Source organism: Candidatus Accumulibacter propinquus, from assembly GCF_056856495.1.
On the sequence record NZ_JBSEHC010000003.1, the window covers coordinates 645,017 to 669,061 of the forward strand.

27 protein-coding genes and 1 tRNA gene are annotated in these 24,045 nt (G+C 61.8%); 22 read left to right on the top strand and 6 right to left on the bottom strand.

The features are described from left to right. Positions 1–68: 68 nt before the first annotated feature. The 11 genes from ybgC to AC15MQ_RS09045 all read left to right on the top strand — a co-directional run bounded on the left by ybgC (position 69) and on the right by AC15MQ_RS09045 (position 8,810). A complete protein-coding gene (gene ybgC / locus AC15MQ_RS08995; RefSeq protein ID WP_483079930.1) occupies positions 69–512 on the top strand; it encodes a tol-pal system-associated acyl-CoA thioesterase in 444 nt (147 codons plus the stop codon). Next, entirely contained in the window at positions 509–1,186 is a 678-nt protein-coding gene (tolQ, locus tag AC15MQ_RS09000; protein ID WP_034924219.1) for a protein TolQ, read from the top strand. Before ybgC ends, tolQ begins: the two co-directional genes overlap by 4 nt. A gap of 4 nt (positions 1,187–1,190) precedes the next feature. Further along, on the top strand, positions 1,191–1,595 hold the full coding sequence (gene tolR, locus AC15MQ_RS09005; protein WP_483079931.1) for a protein TolR: 405 nt from the start codon (positions 1,191–1,193) through the stop codon (positions 1,593–1,595). An 11-nt stretch (positions 1,596–1,606) separates the two neighbouring features. Beyond that, positions 1,607–2,776 (top strand): cell envelope integrity protein TolA, encoded by a 1,170-nt coding sequence (tolA, locus tag AC15MQ_RS09010; protein WP_483079932.1) that lies wholly within the window; start codon positions 1,607–1,609, stop codon positions 2,774–2,776. 211 nt (positions 2,777–2,987) lie between these two features. Then, positions 2,988–4,280 carry a Tol-Pal system beta propeller repeat protein TolB gene (tolB, locus tag AC15MQ_RS09015; protein WP_483079933.1) on the top strand — a complete coding sequence of 431 codons (1,293 nt, stop codon included), beginning with the start codon at positions 2,988–2,990 and terminating at the stop codon, positions 4,278–4,280. Between the two features lie 40 nt (positions 4,281–4,320). Further along, complete coding sequence (gene pal / locus AC15MQ_RS09020) at positions 4,321–4,851, top strand: peptidoglycan-associated lipoprotein Pal (RefSeq protein ID WP_287666992.1); 531 nt, start codon at positions 4,321–4,323, stop codon at positions 4,849–4,851. Between the two features lies 1 nt (position 4,852). Then, positions 4,853–5,644, top strand: a complete 792-nt coding sequence (gene ybgF / locus AC15MQ_RS09025) for a tol-pal system protein YbgF (RefSeq protein ID WP_332337726.1) — start codon at positions 4,853–4,855, stop codon at positions 5,642–5,644. Positions 5,645–5,648: 4 nt separating this feature from the next. Further along, on the top strand, positions 5,649–6,308 hold the full coding sequence (queE, locus tag AC15MQ_RS09030; protein WP_287666989.1) for a 7-carboxy-7-deazaguanine synthase QueE: 660 nt from the start codon (positions 5,649–5,651) through the stop codon (positions 6,306–6,308). A gap of 26 nt (positions 6,309–6,334) precedes the next feature. Next, positions 6,335–6,697, top strand: coding sequence for a PilZ domain-containing protein (locus AC15MQ_RS09035; protein ID WP_287655285.1), 363 nt, complete (start codon positions 6,335–6,337; stop codon positions 6,695–6,697). Positions 6,698–6,868: 171 nt separating this feature from the next. Continuing rightward, complete coding sequence (locus AC15MQ_RS09040; RefSeq protein WP_287666988.1) at positions 6,869–8,254, top strand: alpha/beta hydrolase family protein; 1,386 nt, start codon at positions 6,869–6,871, stop codon at positions 8,252–8,254. Positions 8,255–8,342: 88 nt separating this feature from the next. After that, complete coding sequence (locus AC15MQ_RS09045) at positions 8,343–8,810, top strand: phasin family protein (RefSeq protein WP_287655282.1); 468 nt, start codon at positions 8,343–8,345, stop codon at positions 8,808–8,810. A 40-nt stretch (positions 8,811–8,850) separates the two neighbouring features. Here AC15MQ_RS09045 and AC15MQ_RS09050 read toward each other — a convergent pair whose 3' ends face one another. After that, entirely contained in the window at positions 8,851–9,909 is a 1,059-nt protein-coding gene (locus AC15MQ_RS09050; protein ID WP_287655280.1) for an SMP-30/gluconolactonase/LRE family protein, read from the bottom strand. A gap of 354 nt (positions 9,910–10,263) precedes the next feature. On the opposite strand from AC15MQ_RS09050, the gene queC reads away from it, so the two are divergent. Next, positions 10,264–10,962 carry a 7-cyano-7-deazaguanine synthase QueC gene (queC, locus tag AC15MQ_RS09055; protein WP_483079934.1) on the top strand — a complete coding sequence of 233 codons (699 nt, stop codon included), beginning with the start codon at positions 10,264–10,266 and terminating at the stop codon, positions 10,960–10,962. Positions 10,963–11,087: 125 nt separating this feature from the next. On the opposite strand, the gene AC15MQ_RS09060 is transcribed toward queC, so the two are convergent. The 3 genes from AC15MQ_RS09060 to alaC form a co-directional block, all read right to left on the bottom strand. Then, positions 11,088–12,398, bottom strand: a complete 1,311-nt coding sequence (locus tag AC15MQ_RS09060) for a homoserine dehydrogenase (RefSeq protein WP_287655278.1) — start codon at positions 12,396–12,398, stop codon at positions 11,088–11,090. A gap of 74 nt (positions 12,399–12,472) precedes the next feature. Next, complete coding sequence (locus AC15MQ_RS09065) at positions 12,473–13,708, bottom strand: pyridoxal phosphate-dependent aminotransferase (protein ID WP_483079935.1); 1,236 nt, start codon at positions 13,706–13,708, stop codon at positions 12,473–12,475. 9 nt (positions 13,709–13,717) lie between these two features. Continuing rightward, on the bottom strand, positions 13,718–14,902 hold the full coding sequence (gene alaC, locus AC15MQ_RS09070) for an alanine transaminase (protein ID WP_287655276.1): 1,185 nt from the start codon (positions 14,900–14,902) through the stop codon (positions 13,718–13,720). 146 nt (positions 14,903–15,048) lie between these two features. Here alaC and AC15MQ_RS09075 point away from each other — a divergent pair, with 146 nt between their 5' ends. Both AC15MQ_RS09075 and AC15MQ_RS09080 read left to right on the top strand, forming a co-directional pair. Beyond that, positions 15,049–15,420 carry an Mth938-like domain-containing protein gene (locus tag AC15MQ_RS09075; RefSeq protein ID WP_287666982.1) on the top strand — a complete coding sequence of 124 codons (372 nt, stop codon included), beginning with the start codon at positions 15,049–15,051 and terminating at the stop codon, positions 15,418–15,420. Between the two features lie 37 nt (positions 15,421–15,457). Beyond that, entirely contained in the window at positions 15,458–16,333 is an 876-nt protein-coding gene (locus AC15MQ_RS09080) for a polysaccharide deacetylase family protein (protein ID WP_483079936.1), read from the top strand. A gap of 61 nt (positions 16,334–16,394) precedes the next feature. Here the strand turns inward: AC15MQ_RS09080 and AC15MQ_RS09085 are convergent, their stop codons facing one another. Continuing rightward, on the bottom strand, positions 16,395–17,087 hold the full coding sequence (locus AC15MQ_RS09085; protein WP_287655271.1) for a Bax inhibitor-1/YccA family protein: 693 nt from the start codon (positions 17,085–17,087) through the stop codon (positions 16,395–16,397). 200 nt (positions 17,088–17,287) lie between these two features. On the opposite strand from AC15MQ_RS09085, the gene AC15MQ_RS09090 reads away from it, so the two are divergent. The 4 genes from AC15MQ_RS09090 to AC15MQ_RS09105 all read left to right on the top strand — a co-directional run bounded on the left by AC15MQ_RS09090 (position 17,288) and on the right by AC15MQ_RS09105 (position 19,455). Then, positions 17,288–17,375 (top strand) — tRNA-Ser (locus AC15MQ_RS09090). Positions 17,376–17,550: 175 nt separating this feature from the next. Further along, entirely contained in the window at positions 17,551–17,763 is a 213-nt protein-coding gene (locus AC15MQ_RS09095; protein ID WP_287666931.1) for a hypothetical protein, read from the top strand. Between the two features lie 429 nt (positions 17,764–18,192). Then, positions 18,193–18,879 carry a DUF1345 domain-containing protein gene (locus AC15MQ_RS09100; protein WP_287666928.1) on the top strand — a complete coding sequence of 229 codons (687 nt, stop codon included), beginning with the start codon at positions 18,193–18,195 and terminating at the stop codon, positions 18,877–18,879. 168 nt (positions 18,880–19,047) lie between these two features. After that, positions 19,048–19,455, top strand: coding sequence for an amine oxidase (locus AC15MQ_RS09105; protein WP_287653783.1), 408 nt, complete (start codon positions 19,048–19,050; stop codon positions 19,453–19,455). A 120-nt stretch (positions 19,456–19,575) separates the two neighbouring features. On the opposite strand, the gene AC15MQ_RS09110 is transcribed toward AC15MQ_RS09105, so the two are convergent. Then, positions 19,576–19,743: a hypothetical protein gene (locus AC15MQ_RS09110; RefSeq protein ID WP_483079937.1), complete on the bottom strand. Its 168-nt coding sequence runs from the start codon at positions 19,741–19,743 to the stop codon at positions 19,576–19,578. A gap of 172 nt (positions 19,744–19,915) precedes the next feature. Between AC15MQ_RS09110 and aroC the strand changes: the two genes are divergently transcribed. The 4 genes from aroC (at position 19,916) to leuC (ending at position 24,043) form a co-directional block, all read left to right on the top strand. Further along, positions 19,916–21,019 (top strand): chorismate synthase, encoded by a 1,104-nt coding sequence (aroC, locus tag AC15MQ_RS09115; RefSeq protein WP_483079938.1) that lies wholly within the window; start codon positions 19,916–19,918, stop codon positions 21,017–21,019. 79 nt (positions 21,020–21,098) lie between these two features. Next, complete coding sequence (locus tag AC15MQ_RS09120) at positions 21,099–21,350, top strand: HP1242/YdcH family protein (protein ID WP_287653778.1); 252 nt, start codon at positions 21,099–21,101, stop codon at positions 21,348–21,350. 47 nt (positions 21,351–21,397) lie between these two features. Continuing rightward, positions 21,398–22,585 (top strand): MFS transporter, encoded by a 1,188-nt coding sequence (locus AC15MQ_RS09125; protein ID WP_332337736.1) that lies wholly within the window; start codon positions 21,398–21,400, stop codon positions 22,583–22,585. Between the two features lie 51 nt (positions 22,586–22,636). Then, a complete protein-coding gene (leuC, locus tag AC15MQ_RS09130; protein ID WP_483079939.1) occupies positions 22,637–24,043 on the top strand; it encodes a 3-isopropylmalate dehydratase large subunit in 1,407 nt (468 codons plus the stop codon). Positions 24,044–24,045 lie beyond the last annotated feature (2 nt).

Sequence of the window (24,045 nt, forward strand, 5' to 3'; positions counted from 1 at the left end):
TGCATCGGCCACCAGTCACAAACCCTTACAGTGGCCTCCAGGGGGCTGCCTTAGAATCGGCGCCGGCCATGAAATACGAGCAAAAACCCAACGCGTTCACCATTCCGGTGCGTATTTACTACGAAGACACCGACGCCGGCGGCGTCGTTTATTACGCCAATTACCTGAAGTTTTTCGAGCGCTGCCGCACCGAATGGCTGCGCGCGATCGGCCATCAGCAGGCCGAGCTGCTGCGCGATCCGGGAATTGCCTTCGTCGTGCGTGGCGTCGCGATCGAGTTCCTGAAGCCGGCGCGGCTCGACGATCAGCTCGTCGTCGGCCTGGAAGTGGAGAAGATCAGCCGCGCGCAGTTGCATTTTCGCCAGCACATCCGGCGCGCCGATGCGCACGTCGACGGCGGCTGGCAAGAACTGGTCAGCGGCAGCATCCGCATCGTTTGCGTCAATTCGAAGCTGATGAAAGCCACCTCGATTCCCTCATTTCTGCGTACCAAACTGGAAGCCCTGCAATGAATGTCTCGCAAGACCTTTCGATTCTGCACCTGATCCTCAACGCCAGTGCCGTGGTGCAGGCGGTCATGCTGTTGCTGGCCGGCGTCTCGTTCATGTCCTGGTACTACATCTTTCGCAAATGGTTCACCGTCAAGGCGGCGCGCGCACAGACCGAGCAGTTCGAGCGCGACTTCTGGAGCGGTGGCGACTTGAACAGCCTCTACCAGAGCGCGATCAACGACCGCCACAGCACCGGCAGCATGGAACGCATCTTCGAGGCGGGCTTCCGCGAATTCACCAAGCTGCGCAGCCAGAAGAACCTCGACCCGAAAGATGTCATCGACGGCTCGCGACGCGCCATGCGCGCGACCTACCAGCGTGAGATGGACAGTATCGACTCGCATCTTGCCTTCCTCGCTTCGGTCGGCTCGGTGAGCCCCTACGTCGGTCTGTTCGGAACCGTCTGGGGAATCATGCATTCCTTCCGCGGCCTGTCGAACGTCGGGCAGGCGACGCTCGCCGCGGTTGCCCCCGGCATCGCCGAGGCGCTGGTTGCCACCGCCATCGGCCTGTTCGCGGCGATTCCGGCGGTGGTCGCCTACAACCGTTTTGCGCACGAAATCGACCGGCTCTCGTCGCGCTTCGAGTCGTTCATGGAGGAGTTCTCGAACATCCTGCAACGGCAGATGAGGTAAGGCCATGCGTCCGCGCCGTCTGAAAAACGAAATCAACGTCGTTCCCTATATCGATGTCATGCTTGTGCTGCTGGTCATCTTCATGGTGACGGCACCGATGATGACCACCGGCACGATCGATGTGCCTTCGGTGGGCAAGGCAGCGCAGACACCAGGGGAAGCCCTGCGAGTAGACGTCGCCGCCGACGGCAAGCTGAGTCTGGTTCTCCCCGGAAAGTCCGAGGGCCGGCGCGTGAGTCTCGGCGATCTGGGAGAAGTGGTCGTGGCGGCGCAGAAGACCCCCGAACAAGCGGTTCTCGTGGCCGGCGACAAGAAGGTCAACTATCAGGCGGTGATGGATGTGATGGCCGCGCTGCAAAAGGCGCAGGTCAAACGCATCGGCCTTCTCGTCGAGCAAAGCGGCCGGTGAGTTCCTGAGCCGTGGAAGCTGTCGAACCCATCCTCCGGCCACCGCAGGACGAACCGGCGAAGTGGCCTTCGCTGGCTCTCTCGGCGACCGTCCACTTGCTGCTCATCACTGCGCTGTTCCTCGGTGTGCAGTGGAAGAGCACGCCGCCGAGTGCCGTCGAAGTCGAAGTCTGGCGTGCCGTCCAGGCTCCCGCGAACCAACCCGAACCAAGACTGGAACCCCGGCCGGAGCCCAAAGCAGAACCAAAGCCCGCACCCAAAGCGGAGCCAAAACCCGAACCCAAACCGGAGCCGAAACCCGAACCCAAACCGGAACCAAAGCCCGAACCCAGACCGATTCCGAAACCGGCTCCCATTCCGGAGCCGAAACCTGAACCCCGGCCGGTTGCCAAAGCGATGCCGAAACCCGAGCCGAAAGCGGAACCCCGGCCACCCATCAAGCCCGATATTCCCCTGAAGGAAGAAAAAAAGCCCAAGGAACCGCCGAAGAAGGAAGAACAACCCAAGGTCAATGAGCCGCCGAAGAAGGAGGAGCCGAAGCCGAAGGAAGTATCGCCAAGGAAGGAAACGCCGAAAGAACCCAAACCGAAGGAAACTCCGCGCAAGGAAGAGCCCAAGGCAAAGGAACCCGTGCGCAAGGAAGAACCCAAACCCCGGGAACCTGAACGAAAAGACGAGCCAAAGGCGAAAGAAGCGCCCCGGAAGGACGAGCCGCGCAAACCGGAAACGGATCCGAGGTCAAACCTGCGCGATGCCCTGGACCGAGAGCAAAAGGAACTCAAACAGCAGAAGGCTGAGCAGAAAGCCGCCGAGGATAGGCGCGCACGCAATGAAGCTCAGGAGCGTCTAAGCAAGCAGTTGCAGACCGAGCAGGCGTCGGCCGAGAAAGCGCGTGCGCAGTCGCTCGACAATAAGGCGTACGTGCGAGCAATTGGCTTGAAGGTTCGCGGCCACGTGTCCCTACCGCCCGGCATCCAGGGCAACCCGGAGGCGAAGTTCGAAGTGACTCAACTTCCATCCGGCGAAGTGCTCAACGTCAGGCTGCTCCGGTCGAGTGGCAACCCGGCGCTCGATGCTGCGATCGAGCGGGCGATCCGCAAGTCGTCGCCGTTGCCCAAGCCGGCCCAACCCGAACTCTTCGAGCGTGTTCTGAATCTGTACTATAAACCCCAGGACGACTAGCAAAGCACCGCGGTTACGCAGCCATGGCCTTTGCTCACCACCGTGAACGCCCATCAAATCGACCGCTTTGCTGACTCCAGCGAACTCGTTCTCGGGATCTTCAAGTGCCAGGTCATGCCTGCAGCGTCCGGCATTCGGCAAGATCACGTTTCGTTACAAATCAAGCGCATTCAGAGACGATATAATCGCGCATTCTGTACTGGACTGCCCCATGCTTGGAATCGTGCTCAAACTTCGTCGTTTCGGCCTCGTGGCCATCAGCGCGCTAGCCCTGCTGCAGGCGTCGGCGCACGCCCAACTGACCATTGAAATCACCGGTGCCGGCGCCAACCGAATCCCGGTGGCGATCGCCGATTTTGGCGGCGAGGCCAGCGCCGCACGCGTCATCACCTCCGTCGTGCGTGGCGACCTGGAACGTAGCGGCCTGTTCAAGATGATCGACCCTGGCGCAGCGGTCATGACCGAGGCGTCCGCCCCGGTCTACGAGGAGTGGAAAAGTCGGGGTGCCGACGCGCTGGCCGCCGGCAGCATCGGCGAAAGCACAGACGGGCGTCGTGAGGCTCGTTTCCGGCTCTACGACGTCACCAAGCAGAGCGTGCTGGGCGGCTCCGCTTTCGTGACCTCGAAGCCGATGTTGCGTGCCGCCGGCCATCGAATCGCCGACATGATCTACGAAAAGCTGACCGGTGAACCCGGCATCTTTTCCACACGGGTCGCTTATGTGATCAAGGCCGGCGCTGCACGTTACGAGTTGCACATCTCCGACGCCGACGGCCAGAATGCACAGGTGGCGCTGATCTCGAAGGAGCCCATCATCTCGCCCTCCTGGTCGCCAGAGGGCGGCCGCCTGGCCTATGTGTCCTTCGAAAACAAGAAGCCGGTGGTGTATGTGCATTCACTGGCCTCGGGAAAACGCATCGTCGTGGCCAACTTCAAGGGTTCCAATTCGGCGCCGGCGTGGTCGCCTGACGGGCGCAAGCTGGCGGTGGTGCTGAGCAAGGACGGCGGCTCGCAGATTTTCACGGTCAACGCCGATGGCTCAGGCGTGCAACGCCTGACGACAGCCAATGCGATCAATACCGAACCCAACTTTTCTCCCGACGGACAATTCGTCTATTTCACGTCGGACCGTGGCGGCAGCCCGCAGATCTATCGCATTGCCGCCGGTGGCGGCGACGCGCAGCGAGTCAGCTTCGAGGGCAGCTACAACGTGACGCCACGCCTCTCCCCCGACGGCAAGTCGATGGCTTTCATCAGTCGCCGCGACGGCAGTTTCCGGCTTTCGGTAATGGACCTTGCCAGCCGGCAGGTACAGATCCTGACCGACTCGCACAAGGACGAATCCCCCACTTTCTCACCGAACGGTCGAATGATCCTGATTGCCACCGAGGTCGGCGGCCGTGGCGTCCTGTCGGCAGTTTCGATCGATGGACGGATCAAGCAGCGCCTTTCGATTGCGGCGGGCGATGTTCGTGAGCCGGCGTGGGGTCCCCTCAACAAATGAAGAATCATTCCAATCACGAATCTTGCGCAGGAGAAACACCATGAAGCAACTCCTCATCCCGGCCGCCCTGGCTCTCGTCATGGCCGCGTGCAGTTCGACGCCCGAGAGCAGCGACGCAGCGGCAGGCGCACCCGTCGAGAGCCGCGGCGGCGGGTCGTCGGTGACGACGGTGACGACGGGTGGAGTCGAGACCGGCCGGCTGCCGGCGGTGCTCACCGATCCGAAGAGCATCCTGTCCAGACGCAGCGTCTATTTTGACTACGACAGCTATGAAGTCAAAGCCGAGTACAAGGATCTGGTGACCGCGCATGCCAAGTTCCTGACCGAGAATCGCCAGTTCAAGGTGTTGATCCAGGGTAATACCGACGAGCGCGGCAGTCGCGAGTACAACCTGGCTCTGGGTCAGAAGCGCGCGGATGCCATCCGCAAGATGTTGGCTTTGCTCGGTGCCCGTGAGGAGCAACTCGAGTCGGTCAGCCTGGGTGAAGAGAAGCCGAAGAACGAAGGCCATGGCGAAGCGGCCTGGGCCGAGAATCGTCGCGGCGACATGCTTTACAACGGCGAGTTCTAGGATGGCGGCAACGCCCATGGTGTGCCGGTCGGGCAGGATGCGTGTTCTGGCGATCGCCTTTTCGCTTGCTGCCCTGGCCGCTCAACAGGCCCAGGCCGGCCTCTTCGATGATGAAGAAGCACGCCGCCAGGTCAAGGACCTGGCGGTCAAGACCAACGAACGCCTCGACACTTTCGCCAAAGGACAAATCGAACTGGCGAACCAGATTCAGGCCCTGCGTGAAGAGAACTCGCGCCTGCGTGGTCAGGTCGAGACGCTGACCTACGAACTGGAATCGGCCAGAAAGCGGCAGCAGGATTTCTACGTCGATCTCGACGGTCGCCTGCGCAAACTCGAACCACAGGCCGCGGCGAACGTTGAGGCAAGACCGGCGGAAGAGAGCAAGCCGGTGGTCGAGGCACCCAGAAAGGTCGTCAGCGATCCGGCGGCCGAAACCCGCGAATACGAAGCCGCACTCAATCTGTTCAAGGCGAACAAGCTCAAGGAAGCGGCGGCGGCTTTCGAGTCCTTTGCCAAGGCCCATCCGGAGAGCACGCTGACCCCAAGCGCACAATACTGGCTCGGCAACGCCCACTACGCGCTGCACGACTGCAAGAAGGCGATCGATGCACAGCGGGTGGTGGCCAACAAGTGGCCGGCGCACGCCAAGGCCCCCGATGCGCTGCTCAACGTCGCCACCTGCCAGCAGGAACTCGCCGATGCGAAGGGCGCGAAGAGTACGCTCGAAGCCTTGCTGGCCAAGTACCCGGAAAGTGCTGCGGCTACTACCGCCAGGCAGAGACTGAAAAAGTAGGCGCTTGAAGGCCGCAGTCAGCACACCGTCGCTGAAGATCAGCGAGATATTCCTGTCCCTGCAGGGCGAGAGTTCAAGGGTCGGCTTGCCGACGGTGTTTGTACGACTGACCGGCTGCCCGTTGCGCTGTGTCTGGTGTGACACGAGCTACGCCTTCAGCGGTGGCCGGATGATAGCGCTGCCCGATATCCTCGCCGAAGTTGCGCAGCACGGCGTGCAGCATGTTTGCGTGACCGGCGGCGAGCCGCTCGCGCAGCCGGCGTGTCTGCAGTTGCTGTGCGAACTGAGTGATGCCGGCTATTCTGTATCCCTGGAAACCTCCGGTGCGCTCGATATCAGCGGCGTTGATGCCCGCGTTTCGCGGATCGTCGATCTCAAGGCGCCAGGCTCCGGAGAACTGAATCGCAATCGCTGGCAGAACCTGGCCCTGTTGAATGCCGCAGATGAGCTCAAGTTCGTCCTCAAGGACCGCACCGACTACGAGTGGGCACGCCGGTTGATCGTCGAGCAGCGTCTTGCTGATCTTTGCCGCGTGCTCATTTCGCCGGTTGCCGGTGAACTGTCGGCGACAACCCTGGCTGAGTGGATACTCGCCGATCGCCTGCCGGTGCGTTTTCAGTTGCAACTCCACAAAGTGCTTTGGGGTAACATGCGCAGCAAGTAGAACTCAAACTCACTGAGGCAACTCCCGTGAACGACGAACGACGCCACTATTCCCGCATCGCCTTTGCTTCGCCAGCGCAACTGGTTCTCGGTACCCAAGCGCTTGCGGTGCAGGTGTTGGACCTGTCCCTGAAGGGCGCGCTGCTGCGTCTCCCCGCTGACACAGAACTGCCGCTGGGAGTTGCGGCTGCCCTCTGCGTGCCGCTGGACGAAATCGCCAATGAGATTCGCATGCAGGCGACGGTCGCACATGTCGAAGGCGCACGGGCAGGCCTGCTCTGCCACAGCATCGACATCGACAGCGTGACGCATCTGCGTCGGCTGGTTGAGCTGAACCTCGGCAACGCCGATCTGTTGCAGCGCGAACTCTCGGCGCTGCTTTCCTCATAGAGGGCGGTCTGCCGGCTGTGGTGTCTGCTGGCAGCCGCACCAGTCTTGACTTGTGCGCATCCTGCGCTATGCTGGGTGCTGCGCCGCAGCATGTCATACGTTAAATGACTGACTTCCGGCCTGCGTGGAGGAATCGGTGCCGTGCATGCCCGTCATCAGGAGGGGGGAAGGATGCTCGCAAGGCAAATCATCAGGCGATGCCTGTCGCGGCTGCCGGCGCTCTGGATGCTCGCGTTTGCCGGCGCGGCAGGCGGTGCCCCGGCACTTGAGCAAGTTGTCGCCGGGGTCAACATAGACCCCGACCAGATCTCCGTTTCCGGCATCTCCTCGGGCGGATTCATGGCCCATCAGTTTCATGTCGCGCATTCCGAACACATCATGGGTGCCGGGATCATTGCCGGCGGTCCTTATTACTGTGCACACGGGACGATTCTGGATGCCGTCACCCGCTGCAGCCAGTTCGTCATGCTCGAATGCTCGGCGCTCGGACTGGATGCCCGGTGGTGCAGGAACTCCGACCTGGCTCCCGGGAACAAGACCGAAATCGAACACGTAGCCCGCGCCTCGTTTGCAGAAGCGAAGAAGCAGGAAACCGCAGGGACTATCAGCAAGCTTGACAACCTCAGGAACGGCAAGGTGTACCTGTTCAGCGGCGCGCACGACCAAATCGTTCCACTGGGCGTGATGGACGCGCTCTTCCATTTCTACGCCGACGCCAACAAAGGTGGCGTGGCCGCGGAAAACATGGCCTATCGCCGCACTTTTCCTGCCCGCCACACGATGGTCAGAGACGGATTCGACAAGCCTGCAGGTGATGTGGTGGGGTCGTGCCCATTGCCGCCTGCCGATCCCCCTGCCGCCGACAAGGACGCCTATATCGACGATTGCGAGGCGGTGGCCAAGGCGAGTGCGCTGAAAAATCACTGCCTCTGTCCGCCCGCTGCCGCAGACGCGGCCGGGACGCCCTGCCCACCGCGAGGCAAGGAAGCGGTCTGCCGGGATCTCGCCGACGTGGACCTGGCGGGTGCCATCTTCAAGCGTATCTACGGCGAGCAGGCGCTCAAAGCCGCGCGCGTGCCTGTAGCAGAGAGTGAGGTTCTGGCCTTCGACCAGCGACAGGTTTTCGGCAAGTTCTCCGATACGCCATATAATGCCTTGCAGAATGCCTCGATGGCCAGGGAGGGCTACGTCTTCATCCCGAAGGCATGCAAGGACGGGCGGCCGTGCAAGCTGCATGTTGCGTTCCACGGCTGCCGCCAGGGCGGGACGACCGATGGCAGAATCGGTCACTCCGGCAATCTGTTCGCGAAGTTTGCAGGTTACAACGAATGGGCTCAAGCCAATCAGATCATCGTGCTCTACCCCCAGATTCAGGCGCGCGGCGGCGCCTTCCCATTGACGCCACCGCTTAATCCTCGGGGATGCTGGGACTGGTGGGGGCAGAACTACACCCACACCGCTTACCACACGCAGCGCGGCACTCAGATCAAGGCGGTGGCCCAGATGATCAACATTCTCGCCGGAGGAAAGAATCTGCTTGAGATCCCGGCCGAGTGAAGTGCCCGAGCAGGCTGACGACAATTACCTGGTGGACATCGGCGTCACGCCGTCTGCCGGGACCTGAAAGCTAATGGAGGACTGGAAAATGGCGGATGTTTCCCAACTACTGAGCGACTGGGGCAAGGCGGTCGCCAGCATGGACGTGACCAAGGGTACGGAAGGGCTACTGAAAGTCCTGGCAGGGCTGAAGGTACCCGGCGTCAACATGGACGCCCTGGTGGCCATGCAACGGGACAACCTGGAAGCGTTGAGCGCCTCCAATCGCGCGGCGCTCGAAGGGATGAAAGCGATCGGCGAGTGGCAGGTGAAGATCCTGCACGCCACGCTGCAACAGCTCAATACAGCGATTGAAGGGCTGTCCCGCAGCGGTTCGCCGCAGGAACTCATCGCAGCGGAAACCGAACTCGCCAGAAAAGCCTTCGAGACGGCAGTCGGCGAAATGCGCGGGCTGGCCGAAATCGTGATCAGGGCAAATCAACAGGCCACCGACGCCATCGTCAAGCGCATCCCCGAGAGCCTGGAGGAAATCAAGGACGTGCTGAAGATTCCGTAGCCGCCGCCACACCAAGGCGGCGTTTTCGGCGCTCGGTCTGTCAGCTTGGGGCCACCTGCAACCAGTCGCGCCAGGGGTCGTCCGGCTTGAACAGCAGGACCCCCCCGACGCCCTTGTCGACGATCAGAACATCACCCGCCGCGAACAACGCACCGCTGGTCTTTGCTACTGCCACCGCGCACGGTCTATCGATCTCCTGGCGCTTGAGCACCGCCAGTTCCCTTCCACCCATCGACACGATGCGCAGAGAACCGGTGCTGACGCCCATGTAGTCGTTACTGAACTGGGTAATGACGAAACCCTCCTTGACCGTTTCGAAATCGTCGAAGAGGTGAAACGGGCCCGTATAGATCACCCGCGGTTCGCCGGCACTGCCGTCATCGTTGATCGGCACGCTACCGAGCACGGCGGCCGGTGTGGTGTTGCCCGTGTAATAGAGTGTCTGGTCCTTGACCTTCAATCCATTGGGCTTGCAGCCGGGAGGACGACACCACAGCCCCGCTTTGGACCCGTCGCCGGCAGCGTCGGTGGGTACCCTGTAGATGCCGGTCGAGATGCTCGGCCCGCTGTTGGCGACATAGAGTGACTCGCCGTCAGTACTGATGGCGATGCCGTTGGCCAGTATGTTTCCGGGAAGCCCGGCGACGAGTTCCGTAAAGGCCAGTGGCATCTGCCTGAGATCGCACCGGACGATCCAGGATTCGACTGGATAGGTCATTGCCGCGAGCGACAGGCGCAGCAACCCCGTCAGCGTTTGCTGCAGTTCATTGACATCGTCCATCAGTGCATTGAGCAGGGGATTGTTTCCCTGCATGACATGCGCGCATGCCAGGTACAGATAATCGCCATGAGCCGCGATCCCGTTCTTCATGCAGCGCTTCGGCACCCCCTTGACGCGCACCGGAATACGCTTTTTGTCGCAGTCATCGTCGGAAGGCCCGAGCAGTTCATACACCCCCTCACGGCCAGTCACGAACAGTCGTTGCGTGCCCGAAAAAACGATGCTTTCGGCATTCGAAACATCACGGCACAAGGTTACGACAGGGCCGCTCAACGGCGGGGCTTGGGATACCAGGGCAGCGTACAGGGATATCATCACGGGACCTCCGCATCGGTAACTGAACGCCATGGGCCAGGCCCGTGGCGGCGATTTGCCCAACTCCCGGCGGCCTTGCATCCGGTAGCCGGTCGCGCGTTTCGCAACCACCGCCACCCGCTCCTGTTGCCGTCAGGACGGAGTGTGTCCTGGAAGAGAGCTGCGCACTTGCAGCGTACGTTACACCGATTGCATTACTTGCCCACCTGCCAGCGGTGTCTGATCACCAGAGCACACGCTCTGCGCGTCACCACAGCGCTCCTGCAAACCAACAATTGCATGTGGTGCCAGCCAGCGATACAACTTTCACGCCAAAGACAACCCATCTGCGTCGTAAAGCAGTATATTCGCCACCCCATGAGCACGCAACTTTCATCTCCGACCAGGCCGGCCGTCGTCCTCCTCTCCGGTGGGCTCGACTCCGCAACCACGCTGGCGATCGCCCGCTCCCGCGGTTTCGCCTGTCATTGTCTGTCGATCGATTACGGCCAGCGTCATCGCGTCGAACTCCGGGCCGCGGCGGCTGTTGCCGCAGCGCTCGGTGCCTGCGAGCACCGGACACTGTCGCTGCGGCTCGACGTCTTCGGTGGTTCGGCGCTGACCGACAGCCGCATCGCCGTTCCCGTCGACGGTGTGCAGCCGGGCATTCCGGTCACCTATGTGCCGGCACGCAATACCATCATGCTGTCGCTGGCTCTGGCCTGGGCCGAGGTACTCGGCAGTGGGGACCTCTTTGTCGGAGTCAATGCTATCGACTACTCGGGTTATCCCGACTGCCGCCCCGAGTACATCACAGCCTTCGAGCAGATGGCCAACCTCGCCACCAAGGCTGCCGTCGAAGGCACAAGGCTGCGCATTCACGCACCATTGAGCGCGCTCGACAAGGCCGGGATCATTCGGCGCGGCAGCGAGCTCGGAGTGGACTACGGGCTGACGGTTTCGTGTTATCAGGCCGACGAAGACGGCCGCGCCTGCGGGGTCTGTGACTCGTGCCGACTGCGACGCGCCGGCTTCGTCGCCGCCGGCTTGACCGACCCGACACGCTACACCTTCTGAACCAACGGTGTGGCGATGACCGACCGGTGCGGTGCCCGTACCGACTAGGGGTAACAGTACGCCTCGCAGACTGCGCGAAGGGTGTACCGTTCGCGCTTCTCCTGATCCGCCGCCGACCGCCTCCCTTACAGCAATTCTTCCAGCCGCAAGCGAATGATCCTACCCCTGACCGCCGGCAGAGCTTCGATACCGGCAATGGCGGCGTCAATATTTCGTTCGCGCGTCTTGTGGGTGAGCATGATGATGTCGGTCTGCTCCTCACCTTCGCCAGGCTCGCGCTGGATCATGGCGACGATCGAGATGCCGTCATCGGCGAGGATTCGTGTCACGTCAGCGAGCACTCCCGGGCGGTCTTCGACGCGCAGGCGCAGGTAGTAGCTGCTGACCACGTCGGCAATCGGCAGAATTGCCAGATCGACCATCGCGTCGGGCTGGAAGGCAAGATGCGGGACGCGGTGCTCGGGGTCGGCGGTATGCATGCGCGTTACATCGACGAGATCGGCGATCACTGCCGATGCCGTTGGCTCGGCGCCGGCACCCTTGCCGTAGTAGAGCGTTGCGCCGACGGCGTCGCCCTTGACCAGCACCGCGTTCATCGCGCCCTCGACGTTGGCGATCAGGCGTTTGGCCGGGATCAGCGTCGGATGCACACGCAGTTCGACGCCTTCGGCGGTCCGCTTGGTGATGCCGAGCAACTTGATACGGTAGCCGAGTTGTTCGGCATACTTGATGTCGGCGGCGTCGAGCTTGCTGATGCCTTCGATATGTGCCTTGTCGAAGCTCATCGAGTTCCCGAAGGCGATCGCCGACATGATCGACAGTTTGTGCGCGGCGTCCACGCCTTCGACGTCGAAAGTCGGATCGGCTTCGGCGTAGCCCAAACGCTGTGCTTCCTTGAGCACGGAGTCAAAAGACAGGCCCTGGTCGCGCATCTCGGAGAGGATGAAGTTGGTCGTACCATTGATGATGCCGGCGATCCACTCGATGCGGTTGGCGGTAAGGCCTTCTCGCAGCGCCTTGATGATCGGGATGCCGCCGGCGACGGCGGCTTCGAAGGCGACCATGACCCCTTTCTTTTGCGCAGCGGCAAAAATCTCGTTGCCGTGCTTCGCCAACAAAGCCTTGTTGGCGGTCACCACATGCTTGCCGTTGTCGATCGCCTGCAGAACGAGATCCCTGGCGACACCGTAGCCACCGATCAGTTCGACGACGATGTCGACCTCCGGGTCGCTGACCACGGCAAAGGCGTCATCGCTCATCCTGCAGGCGCCACCCGTGAGCTGCCGAATCCGTTCGAGATCCTTGTCGGCAACGATACTGATCTGAATCGGACGACCCGCGCGGCGGGTGATTTCCTCAGCGTTGCGCTTGAGTACCGAGTAAGTACCGCCACCGACAGTGCCGATCCCGAGAAGTCCAACATTGATAGGTTTCATAGAGCAGTCACGAGTAAGGGTTGTGGAAAGGAAAACAGCGAGTGCGGATCAGCGCGGAGCCGATGCGTCGCGGCCTAGGTCTGCCGCGTTCCAGCGCGCTGGCGATAGCCGGCGAGGAAACGCGCGATGCGCGCAATCGCGTCGCGGAGGTCATCTTCATGCGGCAGGAAAACGAGGCGGAAGTGATCGGGAGCCGGCCAGTTGAAGCCGCTGCCCTGAACCAGCAGCACACGTTCTTCCTGCAACAGTTCGGCGATGAAATCCTGATCATTGTCGATCGGGTAAACCTGCGGGTCGAGGCGCGGAAACATGTACAGCGCCGCCTTGGGTTTGACGCAACTGACGCCGGGAATGGCAGTGATGAGTTCGTGCGCCAGGTCGCGCTGGCGGCACATTCGTCCCCCCGGGGCGACCAGGTCGTCAATGCTCTGGTAGCCACCCAGGGCGGTCTGGATCGCATGCTGCGCCGGCACGTTGGCACACAGACGCATCGAGGCCAGCATGTCCAGACCCTCGATATAGTCACGGGCCTCGCGCAGGTCGCCGGAGACGACCATCCAGCCGGCGCGGTAGCCGCAAGAGCGGTAGTTCTTCGACAGGCCATTGAAGGTGATGGTCAGCACGTCCTGCGACAGCGAGGCAATCGCCGTATGCGTGGTGCCGTCGTATAGCACCTTGTCGTACACCTCATCGGCGTAGATGATCAGGTTGTGCGCGCGCGCGATGGCCACCATTTCGCGCAGTGTGCTGTCCGGATACAGGCCACCGGTCGGGTTGTTCGGGTTGATCACCACCAGCGCACGCGTATTCGGCGTGATTCGGGCGCGCAGGTCGTCGAGGTCGGGCAGCCAGTCGTTGGCTTCATCGCAGAGGTAGTGGCGCGGCGTACCGCTCGACAGGCTCACTGCGGCCGTCCATAAAGGGTAGTCGGGCGCCGGCACCAGCACCTCGTCGCCGGCATTGAGCAGGGCGTTCATCGCCATCACGATCAGTTCCGAGACGCCATTGCCGATATAGATGTCTTCGAGTGTGACGCCCTTGATGTGCTTCTGTTGCGTGTAATGCATCACTGCCTTGCGCGCCGAGAAGATTCCCTTAGAATCCGAATAACCTGCAGCCGTCGGCAGATTGCGGATCATGTCGAGCTGGATTTCCTCCGGTGCCTCGAACCCGAAGGCAGCAAGGTTACCGATATTGAGTTTGACGATGTGGTGGCCTTCTTCCTCCATCTGTTTGGCCTTTTGCAGCACGGGGCCACGAATGTCATAGCAGACGTTGTCGAGCTTGTTCGATTTGAGTACCGGTTTCATTGTCTTGGCCTAGAGCAGGCCGTCCTTCCTGAACATGTCCTTGATGCCGCGAATCGCCTGGCGCGTGCGCTCCTCGTTTTCGATCAGCGCGAAACGGACGTGATCGTCACCATACTCGCCGAAACCGACGCCCGGCGACACCGCCACTCTGGCTTCGTTGAGCAGTTTCTTGGCAAACTCCAGCGAGCCCATCTGTTGATAGGCCGCGGGGATTTTCGCCCAGATATACATGGAGGCCTTCGGAATCTCGACCATCCAGCCGGCTTCGTGCAGCCCCTTGGCCAGCACGTTGCGACGACCCTGATAGAGTTGACGCACATCCTCGACGCACTGCTGCGGGCCGTCGAGCGCGATCACCGAGGCGACCTGAATCGGCGTGAAGGTGCCGTAGTCGTGATAGCTCTTGATCCGCACCAGGGCGTTGCACAGTTCCTGGTTGCCGACCATGTAACCGACCCGCCAGCCGGCCATGTTGTAGCTCTTGGACATGGTAAAAAACTCGACGGCCACTTCGCGCGCACCCGCGACCTGCATGATCGACGGCGCCTGATAGCCATCGAAGGTGATGTCGGCGTAGGCCAGGTCGTGTACCACCAGAATGTCGTGCTGCCTGGCCAGAGTCACGATGCGCTCGAAGAACTCGAGATCCACGCAGCGCGCCGTCGGATTGCTCGGAAACCCGAGAATCATCATCTTCGGTTTTGGTATCGACTCGCGGATGGCGCGTTGCACCTCATCGAAGAAATCGACGTCCGGCGTCATGCGTACCGAGCGGATGTCAGCGCCGGCGATGATCGCCCCATAGATGTGAATCGGGTAGGACGGATTGGGAACCAGCACGGTATCGCCGCGGTCAAGGGTCGCGAGCATCAGATGCGCGAGGCCCTCTTTCGAACCGATGGTCACCACGGCTTCGGTTTCCGGGTCGAAGCTGACATCGTAGCGCCGTTGATACCAGTCGCAGATGGACTTGCGCAGTCGCGGAATGCCCTTGGAGATCGAATAACCGTGCGTGTTCTCGCGCAGCGCCGCTTCGACCAGCTTGTCGGTAATGTGCTGCGGCGTTGGGCCGTCCGGGTTGCCCATGCTCATGTCGATAATGTCTTCACCGCGCCGGCGGGCAGCCATTTTCAATTCCGCGGTAATGCTGAAAACGTAGGGTGGCAAACGCTTGATGCGGGAAAACTCTCTCATGATCCAGGCTCGACTAGTGGTCAACGCAGTTGGCGAAACATCGATCGCCGTGCGGCGCAGCGCGGCCATCAGGCTCGGTCAGCGTCTGAACGCGGTCGACAAAAAAGCTATAATCCTACTTTAACGTCCTGTGCACCGCAATTTTCATGAAACTGCAGCTCGAAAAAACCGATGGACTGAACACCTTCACCGCCTACGGCGAAGGCTATGTCAGTGTCAATGGCGTCCGCCACAACTGTAACCTGGCGGTGCTGCCTGATCGTCTGCTGCCGAACTGGACGCAGGCCACCTTCGAAACGCTGTGCGCCGCAGACCTTGAACTGCTCGCCTCACTGGACGCTGAAATCATCCTGCTGGGCACCGGTAATCAGTTGCGCTTCCCGAACCCGGAGTTGCTGCGGCCGTTGGTCCAGGCACAGAAAGGGCTTGAAGTGATGGATCTGCCGGCAGCCTGTCGCACTTACAATATCCTGATGGGCGAAGGGCGTAAAGTCGCTGTCGGCCTGCTCCTTGTCTGAGCGCTGTCGAGGGGCGCTGACGCGTCACTTACGGTAAATGAAGCGTATCGCCCTCAAGATCGACGTCGACACCTGTCGTGGCACGCTGCTCGGTGTCCCGGCACTGATCGATTTGCTGCAGCGAAACGATGCGTCGGGCAGCTTCTTTTTCTCGCTCGGTCCCGACACCAGTGGTCGTGAGGCCCGTGCCTTCTCGCCGAGCCGTCACTACGATTTTGTTACCCGCCTCTATGGGCTGTTCTTGCCAGCCCCTGATATTGGCGCGCGCCACGCAGATAACATGCGCCAGGCACGAGATGCGGGTTTTGAAGTGGCAATTCACGCCTGGAATCGAGTCCGCTGGGAAAGCGCGGTGATGACCGCCGAGAACGCCTGGATTGAAGCCGAAATGGCGCAGGCCTATCGCCGCTACGAGGACATTTTCGCCACACCCCCGCACGCACACGCTGCTCCAGGGTGGCGGATGAATCGTCATGCGCTGCGTCTGACGCAACGGCTGGGCTTTTGTTACGCCAGCGATTGTCGCGGGAAGTTCCCCTTCATCCCGGTTATCGATGGGGAAATCGTGCTTTGCCCGCAACTTCCGACGACACTGCCGACGCTCGACGAACTGCTGGCTACCGGCACACCTTCCGTTGACCAGGCCATCGATCGCCTCGTCGAAGAATCCACCAGGGTTGGTGGCGACCACGTATTCACCCTGCGGGCCGAGCTTGAAGGGATGCAGTACAGCGCCACGCTTGAACGCCTGCTCTCCGAGTGGCGGTGCCGCGGCTATCAACTGGTCGCCTTGCGCGACTTGCTGGTGTCGCGCAACATCACGACCTTGCCGCGCCATACGCTTGGCTTCGCTGAAATCCCGGGCCGAACGGGTTCACGCCTGGTTCAGGGGCGCGCGTTCCTCCAGGACTGAACGAAAAAAGAGGGCGGGTTGCGCACCGCCCTCGCTTGAAGAGTGCGACCAGGAATCCCGATCAGTCGCGATCGCCGCTGAAGAACATCAACAGGTTGAGCAGGCTGACGAAGACATTGTAGATGTCGAGATAGACCGCCAGCGTTGCTGAAATGTAGTTGTCCTCGCCACCGTTGACGATCCGGCTGATGTCATAAAGGATGTAGGCCGAGAAGACCATCACGGCAATCGCCGAGATGGTCAGCGACAAGGCCGGAATCTGGAAGAAGGCGTTGGCCAGCGCTGCCAGCAGGACGACGATCATGCCGATGAACAGGAACTTGCCCAGGAAGCTGAAATCCCTCTTGGTCACCGTGGCTATGCCGGCGAGCGAGAAGAAGATCAACCCGGTACCACCTGCAGCCATGGCAATCAGCGAACCGCCGTTGCTGAAGCCGAGCGCCACCTGCAGAATGCGCGACAGCATCAGACCCATGAAGAAGGTAAAGCCAAGCAACAGGACCACGCCCATGCCACTGTTCTTGGTGCGCTCGATGCCCCACATGAAGCCGAATGCGATCGCAAGGAAGAGCAGGAAGGACATCAGCGGGCTGCCGGACAAGAAGGCAAACTGCATCTGTACACCGACAAGTGCGCCAAGCACGGTTGGCAGCATGGTCAAGGCAAGCAGCATGAAGGTGTTGCGCAGGACCTTGTTCTGCTGCAGTGCCAACTCGCCGCTGGCCTGGCCCGTCATCTGAAACTGGGGTTGCATACTGTTCTCCTGTATGTGAAATTACGATTACGGCGCTAAGACTAGCCAAATAAGGCGAAAGTTTCAATGCTCAAGGTGTCACGGGACGTAACGCTGTGCTCTCGGCGATGGGGCGGCGAAGGCGCCGTGCTATCATTCAGTTCCCTCAAGATCCTGAGCCGTAACTGGCGACAGTAAGAACGGGCCTTGGTGAAGTTGCAGGAAGCGTGGCAGAGTGGTCGATTGCACCGGTCTTGAAAACCGGCGACGGGCAACCGTCCGTGAGTTCGAATCTCACCGCTTCCGCCAATTGAAACAAGCCTTGCACTATTTTAGCGGCATCCGGAACGGGGCAGAGTGCTTGGTGAATGGTGGATGCACCGAATTCAACTGTGGCAACAAGCCAGCAAGAATAGCGGCGGTAAGCAGAAGGTAAGCACAACAGCGTAAGCAGCATATGGCGGATAAAGACTCAATTACCCGAATGAAGCAGGAGCGTGGCAAGCTGTTTGCAGCCGTTCTGAATGGCCTGTTAAGACGTATGGCATTCACCCCCCTCTCCATCATGGTCCATTCGTTTGCGTTCAAACCACTCCAGGTTCGTTCGCAGATGCTCGTCGCTGCCGACGGCAAGGGCCTGGCGTTCGAGCAGATCACTGGCGACAAGCTGCAGTTTGCCTGGCGGGATCTCCTCTAACGAGCGTGGTCCACGCGTGTGCAACCGGATCTGAGATTAGCCGTTAACACTCAGGTCGAGCGTGCCGGTTCGGTCATGGCCGCTTCGTTGTCGCAGAGCACTCGCCCCTGGCGAATGGCGTCGGTGAGCGCCAGGTCGAGGGCGCTCCTGATCTCGTGGTCCATGCGCCTGATGTCGCAACCGTGCAGATAGACATCCTAGAACAATAATATGGAACGGTGGCTGCTCGACGACCAGGTTGTGCGTCTCCGGTCGGACACCACTGCGGCTACCGCCGGAAGGAAGGCATTTGCTCCCGCGGCCTGCGCTACCTTCCCGGCAAGACGTCTGGCGGTCGGTGTCTACCAGCGCAGCGCTGCCCCGATGACGGCCTTGCCCTGGACCTCCCCGTGTAATTCCGATGGGCGTTTTCCGGGGTAAGATACGCGCATGGCGGACATTCCTGTGCAATCCCCGCGCCCCAGGCTGGTGCGCGTGCTCATGGCGCGGCCCCGGCTGCTCATCTGTGCATTGATCGGGGTGATGACGGCATTTCTTCTTCCGCGTTCGCTGGCGCTGCCCGGCAACACGCGCGCGATCATCGGCTGGAACGTCGGGGCGTGTCTCTACCTGCTGCTCGCGGTGTGGATGATGTTCCGATCGACCCACGAAAGAATCCGGGCACGGGCGTTGCAGCAGGACGAAGGGCGAATCGTGGTCCTCGCGTTGGTCGTCGCAGCGGCGATCGTGGGGCTCGTGGCGATCGTCGTCGAGCTCGGGGTAGCGCAGAACACGCACGAGACACTGCGTCTTGCCCATGTCGGCCTGGCGGCGTTGACCATCGTGTCCTGCTGGGCGTTCACGCAGGTGATGTTCGCGTTGCATTACGCGCATGATTTTTACGCTGCGCAGGCGCGGGGCAATCCCGGCGGCCTCGACTTTCCAGGCGGTCATGCGCCGGACTACGGAGACTTTCTCTATTTCTCCTGTGTGATCGGCACTTCCGGTCAAACCGCCGATGTCAGCCTGAGCAGCCGCTCAATGCGCCGAACCGGACTGGTACACTGCGTCCTGGCTTTCTTCTTCAACACCACGATCCTGGCGTTGACGATCAACATCGCTTCCGGCCTGCTCTGAACGTACGCACCCTTGCTTTCGCGATCAACGCGGCGGTCACAGAGCGATACATCGCCTTACACTTGTCCTGACATCCCTTGCGTAGACGACGGCGTTATTCGGCACAAGGCGCTGCAATAACGCAGTGTCCGAAACCAAATCAATCAAGACTGCCCAAGGAGATTCAAAATGACGAAGACTGTGATCGCTCTGGTTGTTGCCGCTGGCTTTGCTTCCGCTGCTTTTGCCCAGGGAAATACGCCCGCTGTTCCGACGACCTCCGTCGCCCCGGCGACCAAGGTGACGGCCCCGGCGGCTGCCGACAAGAAGGTGGAAGCACCGAAAGCCATCGAGACGGTGAAGGCCGACGCAGCCCACCCGACGACCGCAGCTGCCGCCAAGACCGACGTCAAGGCTGAAGCCAGGACCGAAGTCAAGGGAGAAAAGCAGGCGCACCAGGCACACCCGGTGAAGCATGTTGCCAAGCCCGCGAAGACCGACAGCAAGCCTGAAGCCAAAGCTGAAACCAAGCCGGAGGTCAAGGCCGAGGTCAAGACGGAAGCCAAGCCCATCGCTGCGGTTGCAGTGGTCAAATAAACCGCCCTTCCGGATGCCGGAAACCCTCAGGTTTTTCCCTGGGGGTTTTTTGTTTCAGGTTGGCGGCAGAGCACCATCGCCCGCTGCGCAGGCCCGGTCGGGCGACTGAAAGTCCTCGCGTCAGCGACCGCCACCGCTGCCACCCTTGTCCCAGCCATAGCGGGTGGTGCGCTGCCAGCGTGTTTGCGCCTGGCGCAGCGCATTGCCGACCGCCGCCGGGCGCTGCGGGGCGACGGATTTCGGGGCGGGGGTGGATGGCTTGCCGGGGCGTGTCGGATTGCGGGTCATCTGGCGAGCCTCGATCAACGAATGTTCTGCACCGCCAGCGCACTGCCTGGTGCGCCCGCTGGTGTCCGGTCTACTGCCCTGGACGCGCCGATGTCCTGACCCGTGCCGTGCGCCGGGGGGCGCGCAGGGCTGTGGTAGACTTTGCGGCCATCTTAACATTCCAGAGGCGACCATGTCCGGCAACACCATCGGCACCCTGTTTGCCGTGACTTCGTTTGGTGAATCACACGGACCGGCGATTGGCTGCGTGGTCGATGGCTGTCCGCCCGGCCTGGCGATCAGTGCTGCGGACATCCAGTGGGAACTCGACCGCCGCAAGCCGGGGACCTCGCGGCACGTAACGCAACGGCGCGAACCCGACGCGGTCGAGATCCTGTCCGGCGTTTTCGAGGGCCGCACGACGGGCGCGCCGATCGCCCTGTTGATCCGCAATCAGGATCAGCGCAGCAAGGACTACGGCAATCTTGCCGAGACTTTTCGGCCCGGACACGCCGATTACGTCTATACCCGCAAGTACGGCTTTCGTGACCATCGCGGCGGCGGCCGCTCCTCGGCGCGTGAAACGGCGGTGCGTGTGGCGGCCGGGGCGATCGCCCGCAAGTGGCTGGCCGAGCGCTTTGGGATCAGAATCCAAGGATGGATGAGCCAGCTCGGGCCGATCGAGATTCCCTTCGTAAACGCGGCCGAGATCGACGGCAATCCTTTTTTCGCCCCGAACGCGGCGATCGTGCCGCAACTGGAGGAGTACATGGACCGTCTGCGCAAGTCCGGCGATTCGGTGGGTGCGAAGATCACGGTGACGGCCGACGGCGTGCCGGCGGGCTGGGGCGAGCCGGTCTATGGTCGTCTCGATGCCGAGATCGCCTATGCAATGATGGGCATCAACGCCGTCAAGGGCGTCGAAATCGGGGCCGGCTTTGCCTGCGTTGCCCAGAAGGGCAGTGAGCATGGTGACGAGATGACGCCGCAGGGTTTCCTCAGCAACCATGCCGGGGGCGTGCTCGGCGGCATCTCCAGTGGCCAGGAAGTGATCGTGAACCTGGCCATCAAGCCGACTTCGAGCATCCGCCTGCCGCGCCGCACGGTGACGCTCGACGGACAGGCTGCAATGGTCGAAACGCACGGTCGACACGACCCCTGCGTGGGCATCCGTGCGACGCCGATCGCCGAGGCGATGCTGGCCCTGGTGTTGATCGACCAAGCCTTGCGACATCGTGCCCAGTGCGCCGATGTGTCGAGCAACACCCCACCCATTCCGGGTAGGGTGGCGGGATGACGGGTGGCCTTGCCAATGGTTATAATCGCGCGGTCCGGTCGCGCATAGGGCGGGCCGGGATTTGCCAGAGGCCACGATCATGCAAGTTGAGCATCACGATCTTCACCATGAGTTCCCTGAATACCTCGATTTCATTCACGCACTGCAAGCGTCGAGCGAGCAGTTCGGCCACTTGTATGATCAATACCAGAACCTGACCAGGGAAGTCGAACGTCTCGAGGAGGAAGACCTGCCGGTCGACGACTTCACGATCGAAAACATGAAGAAACATCGGGTGTGGCTGAAAGACCAGATGTACCGGATGCTGGTGGCGCAGAAGAGCGGCGGCTGAGCCGTTCGTCACCCGGCGGGGTCGGGTGCATCCGGTAGAATTGCCGGATGCACGCTCTGCCCTACTGGCGCCTCTCCGGGTACTACTTCTTCTATTTCGCCTTCATCGGCGCGTTTTCACCGTATTTCGGGCTTTATCTCCAGTCCTTGTCGTTTTCGGCCTGGGATATCGGTCTGTTGATGTCGCAGATGCAGTTGATGCGGCTGTTCGCCCCTTATCTGTGGGGCGCGCTCGCCGATCGACTGGCGCAGCGGGTGGCTGTCGTCCGTCTGGCGGGCCTGCTCAGCCTGCTGGGTTTCTCGACATTTTTCGTCGTCAGCGGCTTCGTACCGATGCTGATGGCCATGGCCCTCCTGGCTTTCTTCTGGAGCGCTGCGTTGCCGCTGGTCGAAACCCTGACCTTCGACCATCTGCGCGCGGAACCGGCGCGTTACAGCCGTATCCGGCTGTGGGGTTCGATCGGTTTCATCGCCGCGGTGATGGGTACCGGCGCGCTGCTCGACCGCGTGCCCCTGCCGGGTTTGTTGTGGGTGATCGTCGGCACGCTCGGCGGTATCCTGGTCTACGCTTGGGCGGTTCCCGAGGCGCTGCCGTCGGAGTCGGCCGAGGCGCATCTGCCGGTGGCCACGATCATCCGTCAAGCGCGCGTCAGGGCACTGTTCGCCGCGTGTTTTGCGATGTCGGCGGCGCACGGCGCCTTGTACGTCTTCTACTCGATCCACCTTTCCGATCATCACTACAGCAAGTTTCTGGTCGGTTGCCTGTGGTCGCTCGGCGTCGTCGCCGAGATCGTGGTGTTCTTCTTCATGGCCGGGTTGTTACGCCGGTTTGGTTTGCGTACCCTGCTGCTGGTCAGCTTTTCCGCTGCCGTGCTGCGCTTCCTGCTGATCGCCTGGGGCGCCGATTGGCTGTCGGTGATGATCTTCGCGCAGTTGTTGCACGGGCTGACCTTTGGCGCTTATCACGCCGCCGCCATCGCCGCCGTCAACCGCTGGTTCCCTGGTCATTGCCAGGCGCGCGGGCAGGCCTTGTATTCGAGCCTGTCGTTCGGCGCCGGCGGCCTGGTCGGTGGCCTGCTCAGCGGCTGGACATGGGATGCCTGGGGCGCGGCCCCGACCTATGCCATCAGTTCGGCCTTTGCGCTGGTGGGACTCGTTGTCGTCGCCACGTGGGTGAAGAAGGCTGACCTGGACGCATGCGCTGGCGCTGACAGTGTTGATCGCGGTGTGACATAATCCAGCCGTTCATGTTGCCCACCGGGGGCGAACCTCGCAGGATATTCATCGATGTCGCAGACCTTGTACGAGAAGCTTTGGCAGGACCATGTCGTCCATCAGCAAGCGGATGGGACCGCACTGATCTACATCGACCGCCATCTGGTGCACGAAGTGACCAGCCCGCAGGCCTTCGAAGGTCTCAAGCTGGCTGGCCGCAAGCCTTGGCGGGTGTCCTCGATCGTCGCCACGGCCGACCACAACACGCCCACCGACCACTGGGAGCGGGGCATCGAGGACCCGGTGTCGCGTCTGCAGGTCGAGACGCTCGATGCCAATATCCGTGAAGTCGGTGCGCTGGCCTACTTCCCGTTCCGGGACCCGCGCCAGGGCATCGTGCATGTCGTCGGCCCGGAAAGCGGTGCGACGCTGCCGGGCATGACGGTCGTCTGTGGGGACTCGCATACCAGTACGCACGGCGCTTTCGCCTGCATGGCGCACGGCATCGGCACGTCCGAGGTCGAACACGTGCTGGCCACGCAGTGCCTGCTGCAGAAGCGGTCGAAGACGATGCTTCTGCAGGTCGATGGGGTGCTCGGCAAAGGCGTGACGGCGAAGGACGTGGCGCTGGCCATCATCGGCCGCATCGGTACTGCCGGTGGCACGGGTTATGCCATCGAGTTTGCCGGCAGCGCGATTCGCGGCTTGTCGATGGAGGGGCGGATGACGCTCTGCAACATGGCCATCGAAGCGGGCGCCCGCCTTGGCCTGGTGGCCGTCGATGAGGTGACGATCGACTACCTGCGCGGTCGTCCATTCGCTCCGCAGGGCGAGCAGTGGGAGCGTGCCGTCGTGGCCTGGCGCCGGCTGCACAGCGATCCCGACGCCCACTTTGATTGCGTCGTCGAACTGTCGGCGGCGGACATCAGGCCACAGGTGACCTGGGGTACGTCGCCGGAGATGGTGGTGCCGGTCGATGCCTGTGTCCCTGACCCGGCCAGTGAGCCGGATCCGACGCGGCGCGAAGGTATGCAGCGTGCCCTGAGCTACATGGGGCTGCGCCCGAACCTGCCGATTCGGGAGATCTGGCTCGACAAGATCTTCATCGGTTCGTGCACCAACTCGCGGATCGAGGATCTGCGAGCTGCCGCCGGGATTGTCAGGGGCCGGAAGGTGGCCGGCAGCATCCGGCAGGCCCTGGTCGTTCCGGGCTCGGGGCTGGTCAAGCAGCAGGCCGAAAGCGAGGGACTGGACCAGGTTTTCATCGCTGCCGGCTTCGAGTGGCGCGAGCCGGGCTGTTCGATGTGTCTGGCGATGAATGCCGACCGCCTCGAACCCGGAGAGCGTTGTGCCGCGACCTCGAATCGTAATTTTGAAGGGCGACAGGGGGCCGGCGGACGGACTCACCTCGTCAGCCCTGAAATGGCTGCCGCCGCGGCGATCGCCGGGCACTTCTGCGATGTCGGCGAGTGGCTCTAGGG